This window comes from Streptomyces sp. NRRL WC-3626 (assembly GCF_000718785.1).
In the GTDB taxonomy this organism is placed as follows: Bacteria; Actinomycetota; Actinomycetes; order Streptomycetales; family Streptomycetaceae; genus Streptomyces; species Streptomyces edwardsiae.
On the sequence record NZ_JOCA01000014.1, the window covers coordinates 179710 to 203188 of the forward strand.

General features: G+C 71.5%; 20 protein-coding genes, 3 pseudogenes and 1 riboswitch. Of the genes and pseudogenes, 1 reads left to right on the forward strand and 22 read right to left on the reverse strand.

What is annotated here, in order from left to right; translation table 11 throughout:
- Nucleotides 1–81: 81 nt before the first annotated feature.
- The 7 genes from IF28_RS0122115 to IF28_RS0122145 all read right to left on the reverse strand — a co-directional run bounded on the left by IF28_RS0122115 (nucleotide 82) and on the right by IF28_RS0122145 (nucleotide 7536).
- Nucleotides 82–540 (reverse strand): RrF2 family transcriptional regulator, encoded by a 459-nt coding sequence (locus IF28_RS0122115; RefSeq protein WP_030223217.1) that lies wholly within the window; start codon nucleotides 538–540, stop codon nucleotides 82–84.
- Between the two features lie 28 nt (nucleotides 541–568).
- Nucleotides 569–1051: a hypothetical protein gene (locus IF28_RS0122120; protein WP_030223219.1), complete on the reverse strand. Its 483-nt coding sequence runs from the start codon at nucleotides 1049–1051 to the stop codon at nucleotides 569–571.
- A gap of 215 nt (nucleotides 1052–1266) precedes the next feature.
- On the reverse strand, nucleotides 1267–2460 hold the full coding sequence (locus tag IF28_RS0122125; RefSeq protein ID WP_030223222.1) for an MBL fold metallo-hydrolase: 1194 nt from the start codon (nucleotides 2458–2460) through the stop codon (nucleotides 1267–1269).
- A 33-nt stretch (nucleotides 2461–2493) separates the two neighbouring features.
- Nucleotides 2494–2973 (reverse strand): GNAT family N-acetyltransferase, encoded by a 480-nt coding sequence (locus IF28_RS0122130; protein ID WP_030223226.1) that lies wholly within the window; start codon nucleotides 2971–2973, stop codon nucleotides 2494–2496.
- Between the two features lie 25 nt (nucleotides 2974–2998).
- Entirely contained in the window at nucleotides 2999–3784 is a 786-nt protein-coding gene (locus IF28_RS0122135; protein ID WP_030223229.1) for an SGNH/GDSL hydrolase family protein, read from the reverse strand.
- A 206-nt stretch (nucleotides 3785–3990) separates the two neighbouring features.
- Nucleotides 3991–4938, reverse strand: a complete 948-nt coding sequence (locus IF28_RS0122140; protein ID WP_030223230.1) for a M23 family metallopeptidase — start codon at nucleotides 4936–4938, stop codon at nucleotides 3991–3993.
- 4 nt (nucleotides 4939–4942) lie between these two features.
- A riboswitch (cyclic di-AMP (ydaO/yuaA leader) is annotated at nucleotides 4943–5100 on the reverse strand.
- Nucleotides 5101–5406: 306 nt separating this feature from the next.
- Nucleotides 5407–7536 carry an alpha-galactosidase gene (locus tag IF28_RS0122145; RefSeq protein ID WP_420713790.1) on the reverse strand — a complete coding sequence of 710 codons (2130 nt, stop codon included), beginning with the start codon at nucleotides 7534–7536 and terminating at the stop codon, nucleotides 5407–5409.
- Nucleotides 7537–7664: 128 nt separating this feature from the next.
- On the opposite strand from IF28_RS0122145, the gene IF28_RS0122150 reads away from it, so the two are divergent.
- The gene (locus IF28_RS0122150) at nucleotides 7665–8462 is read left to right on the forward strand and encodes a tyrosine-protein phosphatase (protein ID WP_030223232.1); all 798 of its coding nucleotides are present in this window, start codon (nucleotides 7665–7667) and stop codon (nucleotides 8460–8462) included.
- 45 nt (nucleotides 8463–8507) lie between these two features.
- Here IF28_RS0122150 and IF28_RS36490 read toward each other — a convergent pair whose 3' ends face one another.
- The 15 genes and pseudogenes from IF28_RS36490 to IF28_RS0122220 all read right to left on the reverse strand — a co-directional run.
- The gene (locus IF28_RS36490; RefSeq protein ID WP_037893732.1) at nucleotides 8508–8636 is read right to left on the reverse strand and encodes a DUF6126 family protein; all 129 of its coding nucleotides are present in this window, start codon (nucleotides 8634–8636) and stop codon (nucleotides 8508–8510) included.
- Nucleotides 8633–9256: a helix-turn-helix domain-containing protein gene (locus IF28_RS0122160; RefSeq protein ID WP_030223233.1), complete on the reverse strand. Its 624-nt coding sequence runs from the start codon at nucleotides 9254–9256 to the stop codon at nucleotides 8633–8635. The genes IF28_RS36490 and IF28_RS0122160 overlap by 4 nt, the downstream gene beginning before the upstream one ends.
- A 66-nt stretch (nucleotides 9257–9322) precedes the next feature.
- Complete coding sequence (locus IF28_RS0122165) at nucleotides 9323–10738, reverse strand: aspartate aminotransferase family protein (protein ID WP_030223234.1); 1416 nt, start codon at nucleotides 10736–10738, stop codon at nucleotides 9323–9325.
- A complete protein-coding gene (gene dxs, locus IF28_RS0122170; RefSeq protein WP_030223236.1) occupies nucleotides 10735–12648 on the reverse strand; it encodes a 1-deoxy-D-xylulose-5-phosphate synthase in 1914 nt (637 codons plus the stop codon). The genes IF28_RS0122165 and dxs overlap by 4 nt, the downstream gene beginning before the upstream one ends.
- A 31-nt stretch (nucleotides 12649–12679) precedes the next feature.
- Nucleotides 12680–13555 (reverse strand): annotated as a pseudogene (gene ispG / locus IF28_RS0122175) (flavodoxin-dependent (E)-4-hydroxy-3-methylbut-2-enyl-diphosphate synthase); the annotation flags it as partial.
- Nucleotides 13515–14513, reverse strand: a pseudogene (hpnH, locus tag IF28_RS37935) (adenosyl-hopene transferase HpnH); the annotation flags it as partial. The pseudogenes hpnH and ispG, both read right to left, overlap by 41 nt.
- Before the next feature lie 5 nt (nucleotides 14514–14518).
- A complete protein-coding gene (locus IF28_RS0122185) occupies nucleotides 14519–15160 on the reverse strand; it encodes a hypothetical protein (protein ID WP_030223242.1) in 642 nt (213 codons plus the stop codon).
- On the reverse strand, nucleotides 15160–17205 hold the full coding sequence (gene shc, locus IF28_RS0122190; RefSeq protein WP_030223244.1) for a squalene--hopene cyclase: 2046 nt from the start codon (nucleotides 17203–17205) through the stop codon (nucleotides 15160–15162). Before shc ends, IF28_RS0122185 begins: the two co-directional genes overlap by 1 nt.
- A 117-nt stretch (nucleotides 17206–17322) precedes the next feature.
- Complete coding sequence (locus IF28_RS0122195) at nucleotides 17323–18387, reverse strand: polyprenyl synthetase family protein (RefSeq protein ID WP_030223246.1); 1065 nt, start codon at nucleotides 18385–18387, stop codon at nucleotides 17323–17325.
- Between the two features lie 71 nt (nucleotides 18388–18458).
- The gene (hpnE, locus tag IF28_RS0122200) at nucleotides 18459–19886 is read right to left on the reverse strand and encodes a hydroxysqualene dehydroxylase HpnE (RefSeq protein ID WP_030223248.1); all 1428 of its coding nucleotides are present in this window, start codon (nucleotides 19884–19886) and stop codon (nucleotides 18459–18461) included.
- Nucleotides 19883–19987 (reverse strand): DUF6380 family protein, encoded by a 105-nt coding sequence (locus tag IF28_RS40395; RefSeq protein WP_369016197.1) that lies wholly within the window; start codon nucleotides 19985–19987, stop codon nucleotides 19883–19885. Before IF28_RS40395 ends, hpnE begins: the two co-directional genes overlap by 4 nt.
- Nucleotides 19987–20937 (reverse strand): presqualene diphosphate synthase HpnD, encoded by a 951-nt coding sequence (hpnD, locus tag IF28_RS0122205; protein WP_030223250.1) that lies wholly within the window; start codon nucleotides 20935–20937, stop codon nucleotides 19987–19989. Before hpnD ends, IF28_RS40395 begins: the two co-directional genes overlap by 1 nt.
- Complete coding sequence (hpnC, locus tag IF28_RS0122210) at nucleotides 20934–21845, reverse strand: squalene synthase HpnC (RefSeq protein WP_030223253.1); 912 nt, start codon at nucleotides 21843–21845, stop codon at nucleotides 20934–20936. Before hpnC ends, hpnD begins: the two co-directional genes overlap by 4 nt.
- A gap of 359 nt (nucleotides 21846–22204) precedes the next feature.
- Nucleotides 22205–22889 (reverse strand): annotated as a pseudogene (locus tag IF28_RS36495) (ABC transporter ATP-binding protein).
- On the reverse strand, nucleotides 22882–23479 hold a 598-nt coding region (locus tag IF28_RS0122220), incomplete at its 5' end, for an ABC transporter permease (protein ID WP_030223256.1). The gene IF28_RS0122220 and the pseudogene IF28_RS36495, both read right to left, overlap by 8 nt.

Sequence of the window (23479 nt, forward strand, 5' to 3'; positions counted from 1 at the left end):
ATCCTGTGGGACGGCAGGGCCGTGGACAAGGGAGCATCCACCCATCGGACGCGCCCGTTCCACCGAACGGAACTGCGGGGACTACGGGTTGGTCCAGGCGGCCGGCGCGTCGGCCAGCCGCACGACGTCCTCGGGCAGCCGGCCCGAGACGACGTCCGCGAGGGACACACCCTCCAGGATCTGCCGCACATTGGCCCGCAGGGCGATCCACAGCGGGAGCAGGGCGGTGGCCGGTCCGGTGTACGAGAGGTCGGGCGGCCGCACGTCCTGTACCGAGACGAGCGGGCCGTCGACGGCCCGGATGACGTCGGCGATGCTGATGTCGTCCGCGGGCGCGGCCAGCCGGTAGCCGCCGTTGGCGCCGCGCCGGCTCATCACCAGGCCCTCGCGGCGCATGTCGTTGAGGATGCCCTCCAGGAACTTGTGCGGGATCTCCTGGGCGTCGGCGATCGTCTCCGCGGTGAGCGGACACGCCTCGGGCGCGGCAGCGAGCTGCAGCGCGGCACGCACCGCATAATCCGCCCTGGCCGAGATCCGCATACCCGCATTATCCAGCACGCCCGTACGGCTACAGCTGGTCCCCCGCGCCGGCCGGCTCCGGGGGATGCGCCCCGCCACCGTCCTTGGAGTCGTCCTCGCAGGTCCGTCTGTCGAAGACGGACTGGTCATTGGGGATCATCAGCACGGCGGCGACCCGCTCCGGATGCTCGACGACGAGATAGTCGTCCCCGGTGGGATCGCCGCCCGGCCCGAACGCCTGGGACGCGTCGACCGTCCGGCACCCCAACGCCACCCGCGCGTCATCGACCGCACAGGCGTCCACCGCCGGACCGGATCCGTCGTCACCGCCGTGGAAGCGGAACCGGAAGTGCACCTGGTCGCCTTCGGCGGGCACCTGCGGATGCGGCTCGAGCCGCCACCCGACGACCTCGGCGGTGACCCCGACGAGCCGCCCCGTCGCGTCCTCGACCTCCACCCTGACCGCGGCCTCCCCCCGCTCCGCGGTCGTCTCGGAACAGACCCAGGAAGAACACCCGGACAGCACGACCATCCCGAGTCCCACCGAAACCCCGGCACACGCCCGCACGACGAACACTCAGGTGACCTCCGGTCGGAATGGAGTGGATCACTCTAGTCCCGACCCGGACGCCACGTGACGCACCCGCCCGGCGCTGCCTTCCTGGCGGCGCTCGTCCCGGCCGGCGGCTCGGGAGACGCTCCAGCAACCGGACCGTCTCCCCCCCCGACTGCCCCCCCCGGCCCGCGTCAGCGGTCGCCGGCCAGGTCGAGGGTCTCCTCGGGGGCCGGGGTGGCGCCGCCCCGCTTCGCGGTGGGGGTCCAGTGGTGTGTGACCGCGGAGGTCAGGGGGCGCCACCAGGGGGTGGTCGGGACGTCACCCGTGGGTTCGAAGGGCTCGCCCGGGTGGGGGAACGCGGCCGTCTGGCCGGCGGCCGCCGCCGCGTCCGTCATCCACTCCCCCGGCTCCGCCCACGCGTGCGGGGCCAGGTTGAAGGTGCCCCAGTGGATGGGGAGGAGGACGCCGGTCGCCTCGCCGGACTGGAGGTCGAGGTGGGCGCGGACGCCTTCCTCGGGGGTCATGTGGATGTCGGGCCAGAAGTCCGAGTACGCGCCGACCTGGATCATCGTGGCGTCGAACGGGCCGTGGTCGGCGCCGATGTCCCTGAAGCCGTCGAAGTAGCCGGTGTCGCCGCTGTGGTAGATCCGGTGGTGCTCGCCCGCGACGGCCCAGGACGCCCACAGGGTGTGCTGGGTGTTGCGCAGGCCCCGGCCGCAGAAGTGGCGGGCCGGGGTGGCGGTGAGGGTGAGGCCGCCGACCTTGGTCGCCTCGTGCCAGTCCAGCTCGCGCAGCCGGCCGGGGGACACGCCCCAGCGCTCCAGGTGCGCGCCGACGCCGAGGGGTACGGCGAACAGGGTGTCCGTGCCGGCCAGCGCCTTGATCGTGGGCAGGTCGAGGTGGTCGTAGTGGTCGTGGGAGATCACCACGACGTCGACCGGGCCGAGGGCGGCCAGCGGCAGCGGGGCGGGGTGCAGCCGCTTGGGGCCCGCGAAGGGGAACGGCGAGCAGCGCTCACCCCATACGGGGTCGAAGAGCACCCGGTGTCCGTCGATCTCCGCGAGCACGCTGGAGTGGCCCATCCAGGTCAGCCGCAGCCCGCTCGCCGGCGGGCGGGAGATGTCGGCGAGGGTGGTGGGGTGCACCGGGATGGTGCCCTTGGGTGCGCGCCGGGAGCGGGAGTCCTTGTCGAAGTAGATCTTCGCGAGGTCCCGCGTCGAGCCCGAGGGGCGGATCCGGGCGGTGCCGCCGGGATTCTGGAACACGCCGTCCCTGAAGTGCGGGGATCTGCGGATGCGGGCCATGCGCTCGCCGCTCGGGTCCGCGCCGAAGGCTTCGGGCCGCAGGGCGCGCAGCCCGGAGCTCTGGGAACGGGAACCGGCCACGGTACCTCCAGGTGGAGTCGGTCAGACATTCCATTATGTGCGGCCGGAGCGACAACGCGGTGCCGGGTTCGGCCGGGACGGTTCGCGGGTCATGAACACGTCGACCGGGTCCTCCGTCCGTACGGTGAATCCGTGCCGCTCGTAGAGGCGGCGGGCCGGACTGCCGCGCAGGACGTTCAGCCGTACGACGGTGGCGGCGCGGTCGCACCGCTCCAGCAGTTCGCGCAGCACGGCCGAGCCGATGCCGCCGCCCTGACGGTCCGGTGCCAGATAGAAGTGCTCCAGCCAGTGGCAGTCCCCGGCGGGACGCAGGGCCACACAGCCGGCGAAGGCGCCGCCCGTCTCGATCACCCACGTGTGGGCCGGGTCGAAGCCGTCGCGCAGCCGCTGCCGTACCCGCTGCGCGTCGTAGCGGCCGAGCCGTTCCAGATCGGCCCGCAGGACCAGGGCGCGCAGCTCGGCCACCGCCTCCACGTCCGTGGCGGCCGCCTGCCGCAGGCCCCAGTCCTCCATGATCACCACGCTACCGCGCGGGTGCTCACGCCACCGAGGCGATCCGCTCCTTGATGTCGTGCGGCGACAGCGCCCCCTTGGCGATCACATGGTCGCCGGAGGACTCCCCGCGCAGCCGGCGGCCGATCCACGGCACCAGGTACTCGCGGGCCCAGTGGACGTCGTCCCGCCGGATCTCCAGGACGCCGCGGGGCGGCAGGGACGGCCAGGGCTGCTCCGGGTCGGCCGGGGTCCTGAGGCCGAGGGCCTGTCCCGCGCGCAGTGCGACGCGGGTGTGCCCCTCCGGTGACAGGTGCAGCCGGTCGGCGTCCCACGCCCTGCGGTCCTGGACGCTCCTGAGGGACCACAGGTCGAGCACCGGGCAGCCGTAGCGGTCGGCGACGGCCCGCACATGCCCGTTGTACGTCGCGATCTTGCCGCGCAGATGCTTCAGCAGGGGCACGCCACGGGTGTCGAACCCGGTCGTCACCATCACCGTGCCCGATACGGCCGTGAGCGCGGCGATCGCCTGCTCGAACCGCTCGGCCACCTCGTCCGGGTCGCTGCCGGGACGGAGGATGTCGTTGCCGCCCGCGCAGAACGAGACCAGGTCGGGGGCGAGTTCGACCGCCCTCACCAGTTGGTCCGCCATGATCTGGTCCAGGAGCTTTCCGCGCACCGCGAGATTCGTGTACTGGAAGTCGCCTTCGGGCCGGAGGTCCGCGAGAAGGACGGCGAACCGGTCGGCCCAGCCGACGAACGCCCCGTCGGGGCCGGGGTCGCCGACGCCCTCGGTGAAGCTGTCCCCCACCGCCACGTACGACCCGATCACTGCTCTGCTGTCACTCTTCGAATCGTCTGCCACGGGAGCTCATGATTCACCTTCCAATGTGACCTACGCGACCGTAAGGAAGGGTTGACGCGCGGTGAGATAAGACACTCTCAAAATGTTGGCCAATTCCGGAATACGCCGAAGGCCGGCCCCGTGGATCGGGGTCCGGCCTTCGGCGCGCGTGTCAGGAAGGGATGCCGCGGGGGTCAGCCGATGGAGACGCCCTTGGAGCGGAGGTAGGAGACCGGGTCCACGTCCGAGCCGTAGTTCGGGGTGGTGCGGATCTCGAAGTGCAGGTGCGGGCCGGTCACGTTGCCGGTCGCACCGGAGAGGCCGACCTGCTGGCCGGCGGTGACGGACTGTCCGGCCGAGACGGACAGCGAGGACAGGTGGGCGTACTGGGCGTAGTAGCCGTCGTTCAGCTTGACGACGACCTGGTTGCCGTACGCGCCGCCCCAGCCGGCGGAGACGACGGTGCCCGCGCCGACGGCCTTCAGGGAGGTGCCGGTCGGGACGCTGAAGTCGACACCGGTGTGGTAGCCGCTGGACCACATGCTGCCGGCCACCTTGTAGGCGGTGCCGAGGCCGCCGGCGCCGGGCACCGGGGAGCTGTAGGCGGAGGCGTTCGCGTTCTGCGCGGTGGTGTCCGGGGAGGACTGCTCGGCGGGCTGCTCGGCCGCCTTGGCGGCGGGCTTCGCGGCCTTCGGCGCGGCGGGCTTCGCCGGCGCCGGGGAGGACTGCTCCGGCGAAGAGGACTGCTTCGGCGCGCTCTTGGCGGCCGCGCCGTCGATGGAGAGCTTCAGACCGGGGTGGATGAGCGCCGGGTCGGCGCCGACGGCCTCGCGGTTGTCCGCGTAGAGCTGCTTCCAGCCACCGTCGATGTGCTGGGTCTCGGCGATCTTCGCGAGGTAGTCGCCGGCCTTCACGGTGTACGTGCGGGCCTCGTCGCCCTTTTCGGCGGTGGCCTGCCGGCTCACCACGGAAAGGGACTGGACGGCCTTTTCGGGGGCGGCCGCCTCAGTGGCGGCGTACGCGCCGGTCGCGCCGAGAAGCGGCAGGGCCAGTGCGGCGCCGCCGGTGCCGGCGACGGCGACGGCGATGGAACGGGTGAAACGCTGTGCCGTGGTACGGCGGTGCTTACCCTTCGCGGGCATGTCGAATTCCTCTCCGGCGCCTACGAGGTGAGCTGTCGGGTTCGGGCTGGAGATGCCCGGCCGCATTGCCGCGCGGCTTAACCCCTAGCCGTTCCGGGAACCGGAACAGGCGGTCTTGCCTGTGGGTCCCCCGTTCCTGCCGTGCACGGGTATGTGTGTGCGGGGCTCCGGGCGGCGGCAGGATTAGGCGTCCGTCCGGATCGGTGGCGAACGTAAGCGACCCGGACGCGAGGGGACAAGCGCGGGTTCCCCGGGGGCGGGTTTTTCCGTGATCCAACAACGGAAAAGATCTCACCCAGCGTCAGCCGGGATTCCTTTTCCCTCATGAATTCCCTTGCCACTCCAGAGAATTACGTGAACATGGCGATAACGCATCGTCACGAATATGACGGTGCTCACGCACCCCCTCCCCATCTCCCTTCCTTTCGGGGCGTGTTATGCCAAAGCCGCCCAAACGGACAGAACGCCCTAATCGGTCGATCGTTGGCGGCGGAAGCGGAGCACCGTGGCGTCCAGATCCCCCCGCAGCCCGGTGTGCAGTCCGTGGTGCAGCAGTACGGCACCCCGGTGCGTTTCACCCGTTTCGAGGCATTCGTACGTCGCCTGAGGGTCGAGTCCGCGCAGCCGGAGCGCCGGGACGGGTTCGCCGTAGTGCTGTGCCTGGAGGCACGCGAGGACGACGGTCTCGTCACCGAGGACGTACTGCACCGCACTGAGCCCGCCCTCCGGGGGCCGCAGCCGGTACTGGTCGCCACGCTGGACGAGCGGCCGGATCTCCTTGTAGAGCCCGACCCACTCCCGCGCCTCGGCGAGCTCCTCCCCGGTCCACCGGGCGAGGTCGCCGCCGACACCGAGCACCCCGGCCATGGCGCTGACGAACCGGAACCGCAGCGAGCTGACCCGTCCGTTGAGCATCACGTTCGGGCTGTCGGTGACCCAGGCCGCCATCACCCGCGCCGGGTGGACCTGGCTGAAGCCGTGCTGGATGGCGAGCCGGTCGAGCGGATCGGTGTTGTCCGAGGTCCACACCTGGTCGGTACGGGAGAGGACGCCCAGGTCGATCCGGCCGCCGCCGCCCGAGCAGGACTCGAAGGCCACGCCAGGATGGGCCGCCCGCAGCCGGTCGAGGAGCGCGTACAGCCCACGCACATGGTCCGTCCACAGCCGCTGCGGATACGGGTCGTCCGGCCAGCCGGCGTCGGTGAAGGAGCGGTTGAAGTCCCACTTCACATAGTCCACGGGAGCGCTGGAGAGCAGCCCGTCGAGCTGTTCCCAGAGGTACTCCCGGACGTCGTCCCGCGCGAGGTTGAGGACCAGTTGGTTGCGCAGCTCCGTACGCCGGCGGCCCTGCTGGAACTGCACCCAGTCGGGGTGCGCCCGGTAGAGATCGCTGTCGGGGTTGACCATCTCCGGCTCGACCCAGATGCCGAACCGCATCCCGAGTCCGTGCACATGGTCGGCGAGGGGCTTCAGACCGCCCGGGAAGCGGTCCGGGTTGGGCGTCCAGTCGCCGAGCCCGGCCCGGTCGCTCGTGCGGGCCCCGAACCAGCCGTCGTCGACGACGAACAGCTCGACGCCCAGCGCGGCGGCCCGCTCCGCGAGGGCCCGCTGCTGCTCCTCCGCGATGTCGAACTGGGTGGCCTCCCACGAGTTGAACAGCACCGGCCGGTCCCGGTCCGCGGCCGGGATCACATACGTCCGCTGATAGGCGTGCCAGGCACGGCTGGCGCCGCCGAAGCCGCCGTCGCTCCACAGACCGGCGAAGACCGGCGTGACGTACGTCTCGTCCGTGCCCAGCATCAGCAGGCCGGAGTCGTCGTGTCCCGCGCCGCCGGTGATCTGCACGCGCGCGTCGGGAAGCTGGGCGACGCCGATCCGCCAGGACCCGGACCAGCCCAACGCGCAGCCGTAGACCTCGCCGCGCTCCTCGGTGGCGTCGGTGTCGAGCGCGACCCAGGGCAGATGGTGGTGCCCGGTGTGGCCGCGGCGGCTGCCGATGACCTTCTCGCCATAGGTGAGCGGGGCGCGGGTCAGCCGGGACTCGGCGGCCCAGCGGCCGTGCAGCTGGGACAGCCGCCAGTGCTCGCGCTCGGGCAGGGTCCAGGTCGCGGAGTCGGCGCGCAGGAGTTCGACGGCGGGGCCCCGGTTGCGCAGGGTCACCCAGCGTTCGATCACGTCGTCGCGCATCCGGTAGTGCAGGGTGACGGTCAGGTCGCCGTCGCGAAAGCGCAGGCGCAGTCCGCCGTCGTCGCTCTCGTGGCCGTCGAAGGTCCACTCGGTGCCGCGCCGTCCGTCGGCGGCGCGTACGGACAGGGCGGGCCGGGTGAAGCGCGGGCCGCCCTCGACCGGGTACTCCTCGCGCCCGTCCAGCCGGGACTCGAAGGAGCAGTGCTCCGGCATCGGACGGGTGGCGAGAGCCTCCGCGTCGGCGAGCGCGATCCTCGGACCCCAGTGCAGATGCACCAGCTCGTCACGGTCGGTGAGATGCAGCGCGTAGGCGCTGGCCGGCCCCGACAGGAGCCACGTACGACCGTTTTGGGAGACCTGCGTCACCCGAACCTCCAACAGACCCGAACAGATGCGATCAGACACCAACATCATCGGGGATATGGGGGCGGCCGGGCAATGCCTGTGGACAACTCATTGGCCCAGGCAGGCATGTCGTATCGTCGAGGCGTGCCCGTCGGCGAGCCCGCCGACGGCGCCGCGAGTGGGAGGAGTCCTTCGTGACGCAGCAGGTGCCGTCGACCGAACCCGAGCTGGCCGGAGTGCGCAACTTCCGCGACGTGGGCGGGCTGCCGACCGTCGACGGTCGGCGGGTGCGCCACGGGGTGCTGTTCCGCAGCGGGCATCTCGCGCACGCGACCGCCGAGGACGCCGCCTTCCTCTCCTCCCTCGGACTGCACACGGTCTTCGACTTCCGCAACGCGGCCGACCAGAAGCTGGAGGGGCCGGACGTCGCGCTGCCGGGCGTGCGCAATGTGAACCTGCCGCTGAGCGACCCGGCCGACGGCGCCGAGTTCTGGAAGATGGTCCGCGACGGCGATCTGGAGCAGCTGCGCTCGATCCTCGACGACGGCAAGGGCGCGGACCGGATGATCAGCTCCTACCGTCTGATCGTCAAGGAGCGCACCGCCGAGCACTCCCGTGTGCTGCGCTCGCTCGCCGAGGACAGCGTGCCCGCGCTGATGCACTGCGCGGCCGGCAAGGACCGCGCGGGGCTGTCGGTGGCGGTGACGCTGCTCGCGGTGGGTGTCGAGCGCGACGCGATCCTCGCCGACTATCTGAAGTCCAACGAGAAGCACCGGCGCTACAAGGTGCGGCGCAGCGGCAGCTCCGCCTCGGCCTACTCCCCCGAGGTGATGGAGCTGCTCAGCCCGCTGTTCGACGCGCGCGCGGAGTATCTGTCGGCGGCCTTCGAGACGGTCGAGGAGACCTGGGGCGGGGTCGAGCCGTATCTGGAGAAGGGGCTCGGACTCACCCCCGAGGCCCGGGAGCGGCTGCGTGAACGCCTGCTCGACTGATACGCGGCCCGAGGCCGGGGCCGGTACGAGGGCCGGGGCGGGCGGTTACTTCTTCGGAGCCACCTCGAAGAGGAAGTAGATGAAGGCCGCGAAGAGGTGCCCCACGACCACGTAGACGAACAACCGCACCCACAGGGCCCGGGGGAGCTTCTCTTCCATGTCACGGCCGGTCATGTCGTATCTCCGTGGATCGGGCCCAGGCACAGGGCGGCCGTGGGACTCTGCAGCAGGGTGTGGACGAACAGCAGCTCGACCCCGTCGGGGTCGGACGCGGCGATACGGTGCGGGGTCAGCGAGTCGAAGTGCGCGCTGTCCCCCGGGCCGAGGCGGTGCAGGGTGTCCCCGAGGCGCAGCCGCAGCCGCCCCCTGAGGACGTAGAGCCATTCCTCGCCGGGGTGGACGCGCACGATGTCGCCCTGGGAGCCGTGCGGCACGCGGACCCGCAGGGCCTGCATACCGCGTCCGGCGGCACCCGCCTGCCAGTACGTCCAGCCACCGGCCTCCGTGGACTCCATGTCGTCCGCGCGCACCACGGGGTCCCGGTCGGCGGCCGTCTCACCGAGCAGGTCGGAGACCGTCGTACCGTAGATGCGGGCGAGGGAGAGCAGCATCGGCAGCGAGGGCTGGCGCTGCCCGGTCTCCAGCCGGGAGAGGTGGGCCGGCGACAGACCGGCCTCCCGGGCGGCGGCCTCCAGGGTGAGGGAGGCGCGTCGCCGCAGGGCGCGCAGCTGTGGCGCGACCACGGGGAGCGCGCCGGCCGGTTCGGCCGGCGGCCCTGTGTCGGAGGAGCTCATGCCTCCATTCAGCCCCGGATTTGCCTCGCGGGCAAGTTTCTTGCCTCTGTGGCAAACCGGGCGGCTTCAGCGATCGGCGACCGCCTGCTTCACCAGTGTCCTGCCGAACTCCCACACCAGTCCGCCGTCGTGCGCGTCGTCCATCACCGCGGTGAAGGCGTCCACGAACCGCTGTACGTCCTCCTCGTCGATGACCAGCGGCGGAATCAGCTTGATCACCTCCATGTGGTCACCGGAGACCTGGGTGAGGATGCGGTGCCGCTGCAGCAGCGGTACGACCACCATCTGCGCGAAGAGTCCCTTGCGGGCGGCCTGGAGCATGGCCCAGCGGGAGCGCAGCCGCAGCGAGCGGGGCCGGCCGAACTCGATGCCGATCATCAGGCCCCGGCCGCGGACGTCGGCGAGCAGCTCGTACCTGTCGGTCAGCGCGGCCAGCCGGGTGCGCAGCAGATCGCCGGTGCGCCGGGCGTGGGCGACGGTCCCCTCCTTCTCCATGACCGACAGCACCGCGAGGCCCGCCGCCATGGCCTGGGCGTTCGCCCCGAAGCTGGCCGAGTGGACCAGCACCCGGTCCATCGAGGAGTACACCTTCTTGAAGATCCAGTCCTTGCCGAGGGTGGCGCCCACCGGTACGTAGCCGCCGGAGAGCGCCTTGGCGACGCACACCAGATCGGGTTCGACGCCCTGCTCGTGCTGGTAGGCGTAGAAGTCGCCGGTGCGGCCGAGGCCGGTCTGCACCTCGTCGGCGATCAGCAGCGCCTTGTGCCGGTGCAGCAGCTCCTGAGCGGCCCGCAGATAGCCGGGCGGGGACTCGTGCACGCCCTTGCCCTGGATGGGCTCCACGATCAGGGCCGCCACGTCCTGCCTGCGCAGCTCCCTCTCCAGCGCGTCGAGGTCGCCGAGGGGGACGGCCGTGTCGGGCAGCAGCGGGGCGAAGCCGTCCCGGAAGCCGGACTCGCCGTTGACGGAGAGGGAGCCGGTGGTCAGCCCGTGGAAGGCGTGCTCGCAGTACAGGACGCGCGGTCTGCCGGTCGCGAACCGGGCGAACTTCAGGGCGCCTTCGACCGCCTCGGTGCCACTGTTGCCGAAGAACACCCGGTCCAGATGGGGGCTGTGGGCGAGCAGCCGCTCGGCCAGCAGGCCGGGCAGCGGCTGGCAGTCGAAGCGGGTGAGGTCGGCGAGGGAGGCGTCCAGGACGTCGTGCAGCGCCTTGCGGACGACGGGGTGGTGGCGGCCCAGGCCCATCACCCCGAATCCGGCGAGCATGTCCAGGTGGTCGTTGCCGTCGGCGTCCCAGAAGTGGGCGCCCTCGGCACGCTCGTAGACCTTGTCGAAGCCGATGGTGTGCAGCATGCGCGGGAGCTGGTGGTTGAGGTACCGGCTGTGCAGCTCGTAGCGCTCGGCTCCGCGTTCGGCCAGCAGTGCGCCGAGGTCGAAGTCTCCGGTTCCGGACGGCGCCGGCGCCGACTCCGCGGTGGTCATGCCTGATGCTCCTGTGGGTCCTGGGACTGTTTCGCGAGATGGTCCCCGACGGCGAGGCTCGCGCTGATCCGTCCGGCGATCTCGACGGGGGTGAGGCCGATGTCCGCGAGCACCTCGCCGCGCTTGGCGTGCGGGAGGAACTGCTCCGGGATGCCGAACCGCCGTACGGGTACGTCCACTTCGGCGTCGCCCAATGCCAGCGCCACCGCCGAACCGACGCCTGCCGCACGGCTGTTGTCCTCGACGACGGCCACCATCCGGTGTTCGGCGGCCAGTTCCGGAAGGGCGGGATCGACGGGTTTGACCCAGCGGGGGTCGACCACCGTGCAGCGGATGCCGCGTGCTTCGAGCAGTCCGGCGGTCTGGAGGCAGACCGGGGCCATCACACCGACGGCCACCAGGAGCACCTCGGCCCCGGCGGTCCGGTGCAGAACATCCATGCCGCCGGCCCGGTCGAGGGCGGGGATCGCCGGGCCCACGGACTCCTTGGGGAATCTGAGCAGGGTGGGCGCGTCGTCGACGGCGACCGCCTCGCGCAGCTGGGCACGGAGCTGGTCGGCGTCGCGGGGCGCGGCGATGCGCAGTCCGGGGACGACCTGGAGGACGGACATGTCCCACATGCCGTTGTGCGAGGGCCCGTCGGCGCCGGTGACACCGGCCCGGTCCAGGACGAAGGTCACCCCGCAGCGGTGCAGCGCCACGTCCATCAGCAGCTGGTCGAAGGCGCGGTTGAGGAAGGTGGCGTAGACGGCGACGACCGGGTGCAGGCCGCCGGTCGCGAGGCCCGCCGCGGACACGGCCGCGTGCTGCTCGGCGATGCCGACGTCCCACACCCGGTCCGGGAACCGTTCGGCGAAGCCGCCCAGGCCGACCGGGTGCAGCATGGCGGCGGTTATCGCCACCACGTCCTCGCGCTCCTCACCGATCCGGACGAACTCCTCGCCGAACACGGAGGTCCAGGACGGGCCGCCGGACGGTGCCAGCGGCGCGCAGGTGAGGGGGTCCATCACCCCGACGGTGTGGAAGTGGTCCTCCTCGTGGGCGAGGGCGGGTTCGTAGCCGCGGCCCTTCTCGGTGAGGCAGTGGACCAGGACGGGGCCGTGGAAGCGTTTGGCGCGGCGCAGCGCGGACTCCACCGCCTTGATGTCGTGTCCGTCGATGGGGCCGACGTACTTCAGGCCCAGGTCCTCGAAGAGGCCCTGCGGGGCGAAGGCGTCCTTGAAGCCCTTCTTCGCGCCGTGCAGCGCCTCGTAGACGGTGCGGCCGATCACCGGGGTGCGCTGGAGTACGTCCTTGCCCCAGGCCAGCACCCGTTCGTAGCCGTCGGTCGTACGCAGGGTGGCGAGGTGGTTGGCGAGGCCGCCGATGGTGGGGGCGTAGGAGCGCTCGTTGTCGTTGACGACGACGATCAGCGGCCGGTCCTTGGCGGCGGCGATGTTGTTCAGTGCCTCCCAGGCCATGCCGCCGGTGAGCGCGCCGTCGCCGATCACCGCGACGACATGGCCGCCCGCGCCGCGCACCTGGCGGGCCTTGGCGAGTCCGTCGGCCCATCCCAGGGCGGTGGAGGCGTGGCTGTTCTCGATGACGTCGTGCTCGGACTCCTCGCGCGAGGGGTAGCCGGAGAGTCCGCCCTTGCCGCGCAGTTTGGAGAAGTCCTGACGTCCGGTCAGGAGTTTGTGGACGTAGCTCTGGTGACCGGTGTCCCACAGGACGCGGTCGACGGGCGACTCGAAAACCCGGTGCAGGGCGACGGTCAGTTCCACCACGCCCAGGTTGGGTCCGAGATGGCCGCCGGTCCTGGCGACCGCCTGCACCAGGAACTCCCTGATCTCGTGGGACAGTTGTCCGAGTTCCGCCTCGGACAACGCCTTCAGGTCGCGTGGTTGCCGGATGTTCTCCAGGATCGTCACGCTCTGGCCCCCTTCGAAGATGCCGTGCTGTTCAGCTCACGGTGACGGCCGGCTCCCCCGGCGCGGCGCCGTCCTTCTCCATCTGCTCGGCGATCTTCATCGCCTCTTCGATCAGCGTCTCGACGATCTTCGACTCGGGCACGGTCTTGATGACCTCGCCCCTGACGAAGATCTGGCCCTTGCCGTTGCCGGAGGCGACACCGAGGTCGGCCTCGCGCGCCTCACCGGGCCCGTTGACGACACAGCCCATGACGGCCACCCGCAACGGCACCTCCATGCCGTCCAGGCCCGCGGTGACCTCGTCGGCGAGCCGGTACACGTCGACCTGGGCGCGGCCGCAGGACGGGCAGGACACGATCTCCAGCCTGCGCTGCCTGAGGTTCAGCGACTCCAGGATCTGGATGCCGACCTTGACCTCCTCGACCGGCGGCGCGGACAGCGACACCCGGATGGTGTCGCCGATGCCCTCACTGAGCAGCGCGCCGAACGCGACGGCCGACTTGACGGTGCCCTGGAACGCCGGCCCGGCCTCGGTCACACCGAGGTGCAGCGGGTAGTCGCACCGCTCGGCGAGCTGGCGATAGGCGTTGATCATGACGACCGGGTCGTTGTGCTTGACGGAGATCTTGATGTCGCGGAAGTCGTGCTCCTCGAAGAGGGACGCCTCCCACAGGGCCGACTCGACGAGCGCCTCCGGGGTGGCCCTGCCGTACTTCTGGAGCAGGCGCCGGTCCAGCGAGCCGGCGTTCACGCCGATGCGGATCGGGGTGCCGTGGTCCCTGGCGGCCTGGGCGATCTCCTTCACCCGGTCGTCGAACTGCTTGATGTTGCCCGGGTTCACCCGGACCGCGGCGCAGCCGGCCTCGATCGCGGCGAAGACGTACTTGGGCTGGAAGTGGATGTCGGCTGGCGAGGACGGCGGTGGGCTCGTAGCCGCAGTGCGCCATGCAGTTGTCGCAGCGCGGGTCCTTGCCGCGGCCGTACCGGTCCCAGTCGGTGTCCTCGATCAGTTCCCGGTACGTCGGCACATAGCCGTCGCTCATCAGATAGCAGGGGCGCTGCCAGCCGAAGAGGGAGTAGTTCGGGATCGCCCACGCGGTGCAGGGGAAGTCGACCTTGCCCTCGAGGAAGTCGAGGAACAGCGGGGAGTGGTTCAGCCGCCAGCGGCCCCGGTTGCCGCCCGCGAAGGCCTTCTTGAACAGCTCCCGGGTCTGCTCCACACCGAGGAAGTGCTCCTGGTCGGGGGCCTTCTCGTAGGCGTAGGCGGGCGAGATCATCATCTCGTCCACGCGCAGGTCGTCGTTGAGGAAGTTCAGCACCTCGACGATGGTCTGCGGGGTGTCGGTGTTGAAGAACGTGGAGTTGGTGGTGACGCGGAAGCCGCGCCGCTTGGCCTCCTTGATGGCCGCCACGGCCTCGTCGAACACGCCCTCCTTCGCCACGGACTCGTCGTGCCGCTCGCGCAGTCCGTCGATGTGCACGGCGAACGCGAAGTACCGCGAAGGAGTGAACCTGTCCATCTTCTTGCGCAGCAGCATCGCGTTGGTGCACAGGAAGACGTACTTGCGCCTGGCCACCAGCTGGCGCACGATCTCGTCGATCTGGGGGTGCATCAGGGGCTCCCCGCCGGCGATGGACACCATCGGCGCCCCGGACTCCAGTACGGCGCCCACGGCCTGCGCGACGGGCATCCGCTGCTTGAGCACCCCGGCCGGGTGCTGGATCTTCCCGCAGCCCTCGCACGCGAGGTTGCAGGCGAAGAGCGGTTCCAGCTCGACGATCAGCGGGAACTTCTCCCGCCCGCGGAGCTTCTGTTCGGCCAAGTATGTAGCGACCTTGATGGACTGACGCAGCGGCATGGCCATCTGGCTCACCTCCTGGGGAGCAGCAAGGAACGGTGCCATTCATAGAAAGCCGGAAGTACGGAACGAAGGACACGGAAAGCCGATATTCCACCGCGCACCGTGCCGATGCGGACCAGTTCGTGTTCAGGAGCGTCCACGACCACCCGGACGGCCGCAACCGGGCGCTCGCCCGCACGCACGGCGCTCAGAAGCGTGGCGGCGGATTCCATGTCGACCGCGATCGCGCCGGTCGCGAGCAGATCGGCGCGTTCGTGACCGCGCACGACATGGTCGGAGCCGGTGAGCGGCCCGGTGTGGACGGTGCGCCCGGGCACGGCGCGCACCAGCTCCTTCTTCAGCAGTTCGGTTCCCACGCACGGAACACTGCCGCGCGGGTCCCGGGTCTCCTCGGCGACGACCAGGTCGCCGGGGTGCATGCCGGGGGCGAGTCCGGCGCAGAAGCCCGTGGCGAGGACGGCCGCCTCGCGCAGGGCCGGATCGGTGAGCATCCGGGTGACGGACCGCTCGGCCGCCGCCGGCCCCATGCCCGTACGCAGCACGGTGACGGGTCCGCCGGTGGTGACCCGCTCGCGCCTGCGCAGGGCGAACTGCTCGATGCCGAGCGCGCAGGCGATCAGCAGCGGGGCCGGGGCGGGCCGGGGGCTCATCAGCTTCCCTTCGCCTCGGCGAGCGACGGCTGCCCGGCGGCGGCCTTCGCCACGGGCGGCCGCTTGGCGAAGGGGTCGCCGTGCACGTACCGGCCGAGCGCGGTGAGCGGGAACACCTGCCGGTAGAGGTGGTAGTTGATGGAGAAGTCCCAGGGGAAGCCGGTGCCGGTGAAGTACGGCTCGTCCCAGGAGCCGTCCTCGCGCTGGGTGTCCGCGAGCCACCGGACCCCGTGTTCGACGGCCTCGGACTCCCTCTCCCCCGCCGCGAGCAGCGCCATCAGCGCCCAGGCGGTCTGCGAGGCGGTGGAGGCGCCGCGGCCGCTCCACTCGCGGACGTGGCGGTAGGAGCGCAGGTCCTCGCCCCAGCCGCCGTCGTCGTTCTGCACCTTCTCCAGCCAGGACACCGCGCGGCGGATCGCCGGGTGGGAGGCGGGGAACCCGGCCGCGGTCAGCGCGGGGACCACGGAGCCGGTGCCGTAGAGGTAGTTGACGCCCCAGCGGCCGAACCAGGAGCCGTCGAGCTCCTGTTCGGCGAGCAGCCACTGGATGCCGCGCCGGGTGCGCGGGTCGTGGGTGAGGCCCTCGAAGGCGAGCATCTCCACGACGTGCGCGGTGACATCGGCCGACGGGGGGTCGATGACCTCGCCGAAGTCGCAGAAGGGCAGCCGGTTGGGGAACGGGCTGGTGTTGTCGACGTCGAAGGCGCCCCAGGCGCCGTTCTTCGACTGCATGCCGAGGTTCCAGCGGACCCCGCGCCCGATCGCGTTGTCCATCCGCTCGGGGTCGTGGTGCTTGACCCGGCGCAGCGCGAGGACCACCTCGGCGGTGTCGTCGATGTCGGGGTAGTTGTCGTTGTGGAACTCGAACGCCCAGCCGCCCGGCGGGAGATGGGGGCGGCGTACGGACCAGTCGCCGGGCCGTACGATCTGCTCGCCGAGCATCCAGTCGGCGGCCTTGACGAGTTGGGGGTGGTCGGCGGGCAGGCCGGCGTCCGCGAGCGCGATGGTGGCGAGGCAGGTGTCCCAGACCGGGGACTGGCAGGCCTCGATCATCCGGGCGCCGTCCTCGCGCCATACGGCGAACCGGTCCAGCGATTCCAGGCCGGCGCGCATCACCGGGTGGTTGAGGTCGTAGCCGAGCAGGTGGAGCGCGATGACCGAGTAGACGGCGGGGGGCTGGATGCCGCCCCAGCAGCCGTCGTTCTCCTGGCGTTCGACGATCCAGCGGGCGGCGGTGTTCATGGCCGCCCCGCGCAGCCGGCGCGGTACCGCCCTGCGCAGGGTGTGCAGGGCTTTGTCGAGGCGCTGGAAGGCGCCGTCCCAGGTGTTGGCCGGGGCGAACGGCCGGACGGGGTTCGGGTGTTGTGGGTCGGCGTGCAGTTCGTCCAGCGGGAACGGGGCGGGGCGCACCGGCCGTTTGGCGGAGACGATCGTCAGCGGCACGATGGTCTGCCGGGCCCAGCAGCCGAAGTCGTAGATGTTGAGCGGCAGCCAGGACGGGAACCAGATGAGTTCGGGCGGGAGTTCGGGCAGGTCCTCCCACTTCCACCAGCCGAACAGGGCGAGCCAGATCCGGGTGAAGACGCGAGCGGCGGCGACTCCGCCCCGTTCCCTGATCCAGGCGGAGGCCCTCGCCATGTGGGGGGCGTCGGGCGGGTCGCCGGCCAGTCGCAGGGCGACGTACGCCTCGATGGTGGCGGAGAGGTCGCCGGGTCCGCCGAAGAAGGTGGCCCAGGTGCCGTCCTCGCGCTGCTCGCCGCGGATGAACAGGGCGGCGGCACGGGTGGTGTCCTCGTCGGCGATGCCGAGGAACTGGCGCAGCAGCAGGTCCTCGGCGTCCATCGTGACGTTGGTCTCGAGGTCGCCCTTCCACCAGCCCTGGTCGTCCTGCCTCGACAGCAGGAAGTCGGTGGCGCGCCGCATGGCGCGGGCGGCGACGTCGGACGGTGCCCCGGTCGCCTCGGGGATTTCGGTGTCGGTGTCGCTGGCCGCGGTCACGCGGAACGGCAGGGCCGCCCCGGTGCTTCCGTCGGTCGTCGCTGTCATGGCTTCCCCTTCGTGCAGTCCTGCGAGTGGTGTCTGCTGTGGGTCCGCCGTCGGCCGGTGCCGTTCTCCTCGCCGCACCGGCCGGCGACTACGCGAGGGCTATTCGACCGATAGTGATCATCTCTTTCGTACGACGACGAAGTCCGCAAGCGCCGTGAACTGTTCCCGCACCCGGTCGGGCATGTCCACGGCGTCGAGGGCCTCGATGGCGATGGTGTGCTGGCGGCGTGCCTCCCCGGCGGTCCAGTCGCGGCCGCCGGCCTCCTCGATCAGGGCGGCACGGGCCGCGAACTCCTCCTCGGAGAAGTTCGCGAAGTCGCTGCTCTTGGCGTCCGCGGCGAGGATCTCGCCGAGCCGCTCGGAGGCGGGGCCGCCCGCCGCGAGCGCGGCCACCACGGGGAGCGACTTCTTGCGCTGGCGCAGGTCGCTCCAGGTCTGCTTGCCGGTGGCCTCCGGGTCGCCCCAGATGCCGAGGAGGTCGTCGACGGCCTGGAAGGCGAGGCCGAGGTGGTAGCCGTACCGCTCCAGGCTGTCGGCGGTGCGGTCGTCCGCGCCGCCGAGCACCGCTCCGATGGAGCTGGCGCAGGCGAGGAGGGCGCCGGTCTTGTTGCCCTCCATCTCCAGGCACTCCTCGACGCTGACGCGGTCGCGGTGCTCGTAGGAGATGTCCTGGGCCTGGCCGTCGATGAGGGAGCGGCTGGCGGTGGTCAGCCGGCGGGTGGCGCGGCCCGCCTCGACGGTGCCGAGTTCCAGCAGCACCTCGTTGGCCAGGGCGAACAGGGCGTCGCCGACCAGGATGGCCTGGGCGGGGCCGTGCACCTTCCAGACGGTGTCGCGGTGCCGGCGCTGTTCGTCGCCGTCCATCAGGTCGTCGTGCAGGAGGGAGAAGTTGTGGACCAGTTCGACGGCTACCGCGCCGGGTACGCCGGTCTCGGGGGCGGCCCCGGTGACCTCGGCGGACAGCACGGCCAGGGCGGGGCGTACGGCCTTGCCCCCGTCGCCGTCCGCGGGCCGGCCGTGGGCGTCGATCCAGCCGAAGTGGTACGCGGCGACGGTGTCCATGGGAGGTGCCAGGCGGTCGACGGCCGCCCGCAGTACCGGCGTGGCCAGGGTCCGGCCGCGCTCCAGGAGCGCGGACACGTCCACCGCGGTCCTTCGAGCGGCCTGCGAGGCCGGGGGCACAGTGGGCACAGTCTCTCCTCTTGTCGCGGTACCGGGAGTGCGGGATCCCGCCGCGCCGGTCTCGTGCAGCATCAGGCCGCCTCCTCCAGTGCGAAGAGCCGGCGGGGGCGAGGGCGGCCCAGGGCGTTCAGCGCGGCGTCCGCCGCGCCGACGCCGCTGCGGACCGCGCTCTCCATGGTCGCGGGCCACCCGGTGGCGGTCCACGCTCCGGCCAGGTACAGGCCGGGTGCCTTGGTGCGGGCGCCGGGCCTGAGGCGTCCGACGCCGGGGGCGGGAGCGAACGTGGCGGTGCGCTCCCGGGTGACGAAGAAGTCCTCGACCCGGGCCTCGCGGGTGTGCGGCAGCAGCCGCTCCAGTTCGGGCAGATACCGCTCGCGCAGGACGGCGACCGGCTCGTCGATGTCGTCGTGGGCGACCGACTGGGACAGCGCCAGATACTGGCCGCGCTTCAGCCCGGAGGCGTCGGTGCGGTCGAAGACCCACTGCACGGGGGTGCCGAGGGCGGCGAAGAAGGGAGCGTCGAGCACCTTGCGGTCGTAGACGACGTGCATGTTGAGGATGGGCGCGGTGCCGATGGCGAGCAGCCGCCCGGGGTCGTCGAGCGCGCCTTGGGGCAGCAGGTCGTACGCCTCGCGCTGCGGTACGGCGAGGACGACCGTGTCGGCCGCGATCGTCTCGCCGGGAACCCCGACGCTCCATCCCCCGTTCCCGTCCGCACCGACGGAGGTGACCCGGGTACGGACCTCGGTGCGCACGCCGGCGGCGTCGAGCGCCTCGCGGGCGAGCCGGTCGTGCAGTTCGCCCAGCGGCACCCTGGCCCACCCGATGTCGGCCGCCGCGGGGTCGGAGAGCAGACCGGTCTTGAAGACCATCGCGGCGAGCGCCAGGGACGAGTCGCCCGCGACCGCGTTGAGGGTGGCGACCCCGACCAGGTCCCAGAGGGCCTCAATGGCGCGTGCCGACTGGCCGTGCGCGGACAGCCAGCTGCCGAAGTCCTGGGCGTCCAGGGCCGGATCGGTGAGGTCGAGCCCCTTCAGCGCGAGCGCGGCCCGGCCCACCCTGGCCCGGTCGGCGAGCGACAGGTGCGGATAGGTGGCGAGGCCGCGCCCCAGGTGCAGGGGTACGGGCAGCGCGTCGCGCCGCAGTCTGCCGAGCCGCCGCCCCTCGGGGCGGCCGACGTCGACGACGGGCACGTCGAGACGGTCCTGCAGGGGCGCCAGTGCCGCCCCGCCGATCCGGTCGAGGAACCAGCGGTAGGCGGTGCAGCAGCGCAGATACACGTGCTGGCCGTTGTCGACGGTCAGTTCGCCCCGCCGGAAGGAGAAGGCGAGTCCGCCCAGACGCGGCCGGCCCTCGAGCAGGGTGACGCGGACTCCGGCGTCGGCCAGGGCGAGCGCGGCGGTGACACCGGCCAGCCCGCCGCCGACGACCACGGCGTGCCGTCCCGCCGGGACGGGGGCGTCCGCGCGCGGCTCTCCGGAGCGTGTGCCGTGACTCATGCGCCCTCCCCCGACGGTGCGGAACCGGCCGTCTTCGTGGGGGACGCGGCGCCGTGGCGGAGGGTTGCCCGCCGTTTGCCGCCGGGGTACGGGACGTCCATCAGGCACGCCTCCTGACGGTCCGCCGGGTCACATGCCGGGTGTCCAGGCCGGACAGGCCGCGCACCGCGACATACGCCTTCTCGCGCCCGGGCAGGGAGACCCGGCCGCGCAGCACCGCCTCGGGGTCGCGCTCGATACGGTCCAGGAGGCGGCGGTAGATGCCGGCCATGGCGGCGACGCAGGCGCCGCTGCGCCGGTCGAGCAGCGGGAGCAGCCGGTAGCCCTCGGCGAAGAGGGCGCGGGCCCTGCGCACCTCGAAGTGCACCAGGCCCGCGAAGTCGGACCCCTGCGGTGGCGTCGGCCCGGCGAACCCGGCCGAGCAGCCGAACTTGGCGAGGTCGTCCGCGGGCAGATAGGTGCGCCCGCCCTCGGCGTCCTCACGGACGTCCCTCAGGATGTTGGTGAGCTGGAGGGCGAGGCCGAGCGTGTCCGCGTACTCGGACGCGCGCTCGGCGCCGCGCGCGCCCGGTTCGGCGCCGAACACGCCGAGCGAGAGCCGGCCGATGGCGCCCGCGACGCAGCGGCAGTAGACCTTGAGGTCGTCCCAGGTCTCGTAGGTCTCGCCGCGTACGTCCATCTGGACGCCGTCGATGAGTTCGTCCAGGCCGCCGAGCGGGATCGGGAAGTGCGCGGCGGCGTGGGCGAGGGCGACCGCGACCGGGTCGGTGTCGTCCTCGTCGACCGCGCCGTCACGGATCCGGGTGAGCAGCGCCCTGGTGTCCTCCAGCCGGGTGACCTTGACGTCGTTCGCCAGCGGACCGTCGCCGATGTCGTCGACGCGCCGGGAGAACGCGTACAGCGCCGACATGGCGCGCCGCTTGGGCGTGGGCAGCAGCCGGATGCCGTAGGCGAAGTTGCGTGCCTGCTGTCCGGTGACGGCCTCGCAGTAGCTGTAGGCGGCGAGTACCGGTGCGGGCGTGGGTGGTTGCGACTCCACGGTCCGGATCACCCCTCTTCTCGCAGGGTCACGCCCGCCTCGCGCAGCAGCTGGACCTTGCCGGGCTTGGGCGGGCCGGGAAGTACGTCGTAGTCGGCGGCGGCGATCGCGTGGAGGGCAGCCCTGCCTCCCGCCACGAACCCGGCGAGCAGCAGCCTGAGCCTGCCGTGAACGCTACCCACGAGGGGGGCGCCCGCATTCAGCAGCTCACCGGCGCGTTCCGCCTGGAACGCGACCAGGGCGCGCACCGACGCGCCCGCGCTGGGCGCGGCGAGGTCCGTCTCCCGCACGTGGAAACGTTTCATGTCCGTGGCCGGCAGGTAGACGCGGTCGCGGCCGAGGTCCTCGGCGACGTCCTGAAGGTGTTCGACGATCTGGAGTGCGGTGCAGATGTCGTCGGAGCGCCGCACCCGCTCGGGGGTCGAGGTGCCGGTGACGGCGAGGACCAGCCGGCCGACCGGGTTGGCGGACAGTTCGCAGTAGGCGAGCAGGTCGTCGTAGGTCTCGTACCGCTTGACGAGCTGGTCCTGGCGGTTGGCGGCGATCAGGCCGAGAAAGGGATCGGGGGCCAGACCGTGGCGGCGGACGGTCGGCAGGAGCCGGCGCAGCAGCGGGTGGCGCGGGTCGGGTCCCGCCGGGTCGAACACCCGGTGAAGGTCCGCCTCGAAGGCGTCCAGCAGCACCAGCCGGTCGCCGGCCTCGTCGTCGGCGACTCCGAGGAGTCGGGCGTCCGCGCCGCCGGGGGCCAGATCACCGTCGCCGATGTCATCGACCAGACGGGCGAAGCCGTACACCGCCATGAGGTCGGCCCGCCACGGCCGGGGCAGGAAGAAGGGAGCCACCGGGAAGTTCTCGGCGGCGGCCTTGTCGAGGGTGGCGCGCTCGGTGTCGGCGGCGCGCGCCGCGGCCACGGGCGTCATCGCGGACTGCCATGGGCGGGGACGGCACACGCTGCGTTCACCTGGGGAGTTTCCGTAGCCATTGCCGTCACATCTCCCGTTCTACACTGCTGACCCAATGCACACTATTTCGGACACGCCGCCCAGGCTTTCGCCGGGCGGCATCGTTGGATGGTGTCGGGCATTATGGCCCTGATTGCTGCCTTTCGGGACCGCTCCAGCTTACGTTGTACAACGCGGCGGGCTCCGGCGGGGGTCTCCGCGCAACACGACAACACACCGTTCGGCGTCAAGATTCCACAGGGCGGCCGGAGTTGACGCTTCCTTTGCAGACGCCGGGCCCCGCCGGAGGGTTCCGGCGGGGCCCTGGACTCACCGGGCTACTTGCCGGTGAACTTCTCGTACTCCCGGAGCACCTCGTCGGTCGGGCCGTCCATGCGGAGTTCGCCGCGCTCCAGCCAGAGGACCCGGTCGCAGGTGTCGCGGATCGACTTGTTGTTGTGGCTGACCAGGAACACCGTGCCGGCCTGCTTGCGCAGTTCCCGGATCCGGGCCTCGGAGCGCTTCTGGAACTTGCGGTCGCCGGTGGCCAGCGCCTCGTCGATCATCAGGACGTCGTGGTCCTTGGCGGCGGCGATGGAGAACCGCAGCCGGGCCGCCATGCCCGAGGAGTAGGTGCGCATCGGCAGGGTGATGAAGTCGCCCTTCCCGTTCGCCGGTGAGGTCGTTCATCAGGGCGGCGTTGACGCCGAGCAGGGAGGGCTGGCCGTCGGTGTAGACCTTGCCCCGTTCGGCGGGCAGCAGCCCGGCGATGGCCCGCAGCAGGGTCGACTTGCCCGAGCCGTTGGAGCCGATCAGGCCGATGGCCTCGCCCCGGTAGGCGACGAAGGAGACCCCGCGTACGGCGTGCACCTTGCGCACGCCCCGCTCCTCGCCCCGCTTGACGATGCGGCTGAGCGCCGCCGTGGCACTGCCCTTGCCGGTCTTCGCGCCATTGACGCGGTAGACGATGTGCAGATCGTCCGCGATGACCGTGGGGATCTTCGCGTCGGTGGTGTCAGCCACGGCCGTACCTCTCCTCTGCCTTCCAGAAGTAGACGAACCCGATCACGCCGGCCAGCAGCGCCCAGCCCAGCGCGAACGCCCACACGTGCGGGGGCAGGTACGAGGAGCCGTAGCCGTCGATCATCGCGAAGCGGATCAGGTCCATGTAGACCGCGGCCGGGTTCCACTGCAGGACGTCGGCGAGCCAGCCGGGCACGTCCTTGCCCTCCAGCATCGCCGGGATGCTGAACATCACGCCGGACGCGTACATCCAGGTGCGCAGCACGAACGGCATCAGCTGGGCCAGGTCGGGTGTCTTGCTGCCCATCCGCGCGAAGATCAGCGCGAGCCCGGTGTTGAACACGAACTGCAGCACCAGCGCCGGGATCACCAGCAGCCAGGAGAGATCCGGGAAGCTGCGGAACGCGCACAGCACGATGACGAGCACGAGCATCGAGTACAGCAGTTGCTGGAGCTGCTGGAGCGCGAACGAGACCGGCAGCGACGCTCTGGGGAAGTGCAGGGCCCGCACCAGCCCGAGGTTCCCGGAGATCGCCCGCACACCGGCGAGCACGGAGCTCTGGGTGAACGTGAACACGAACACGCCCGTC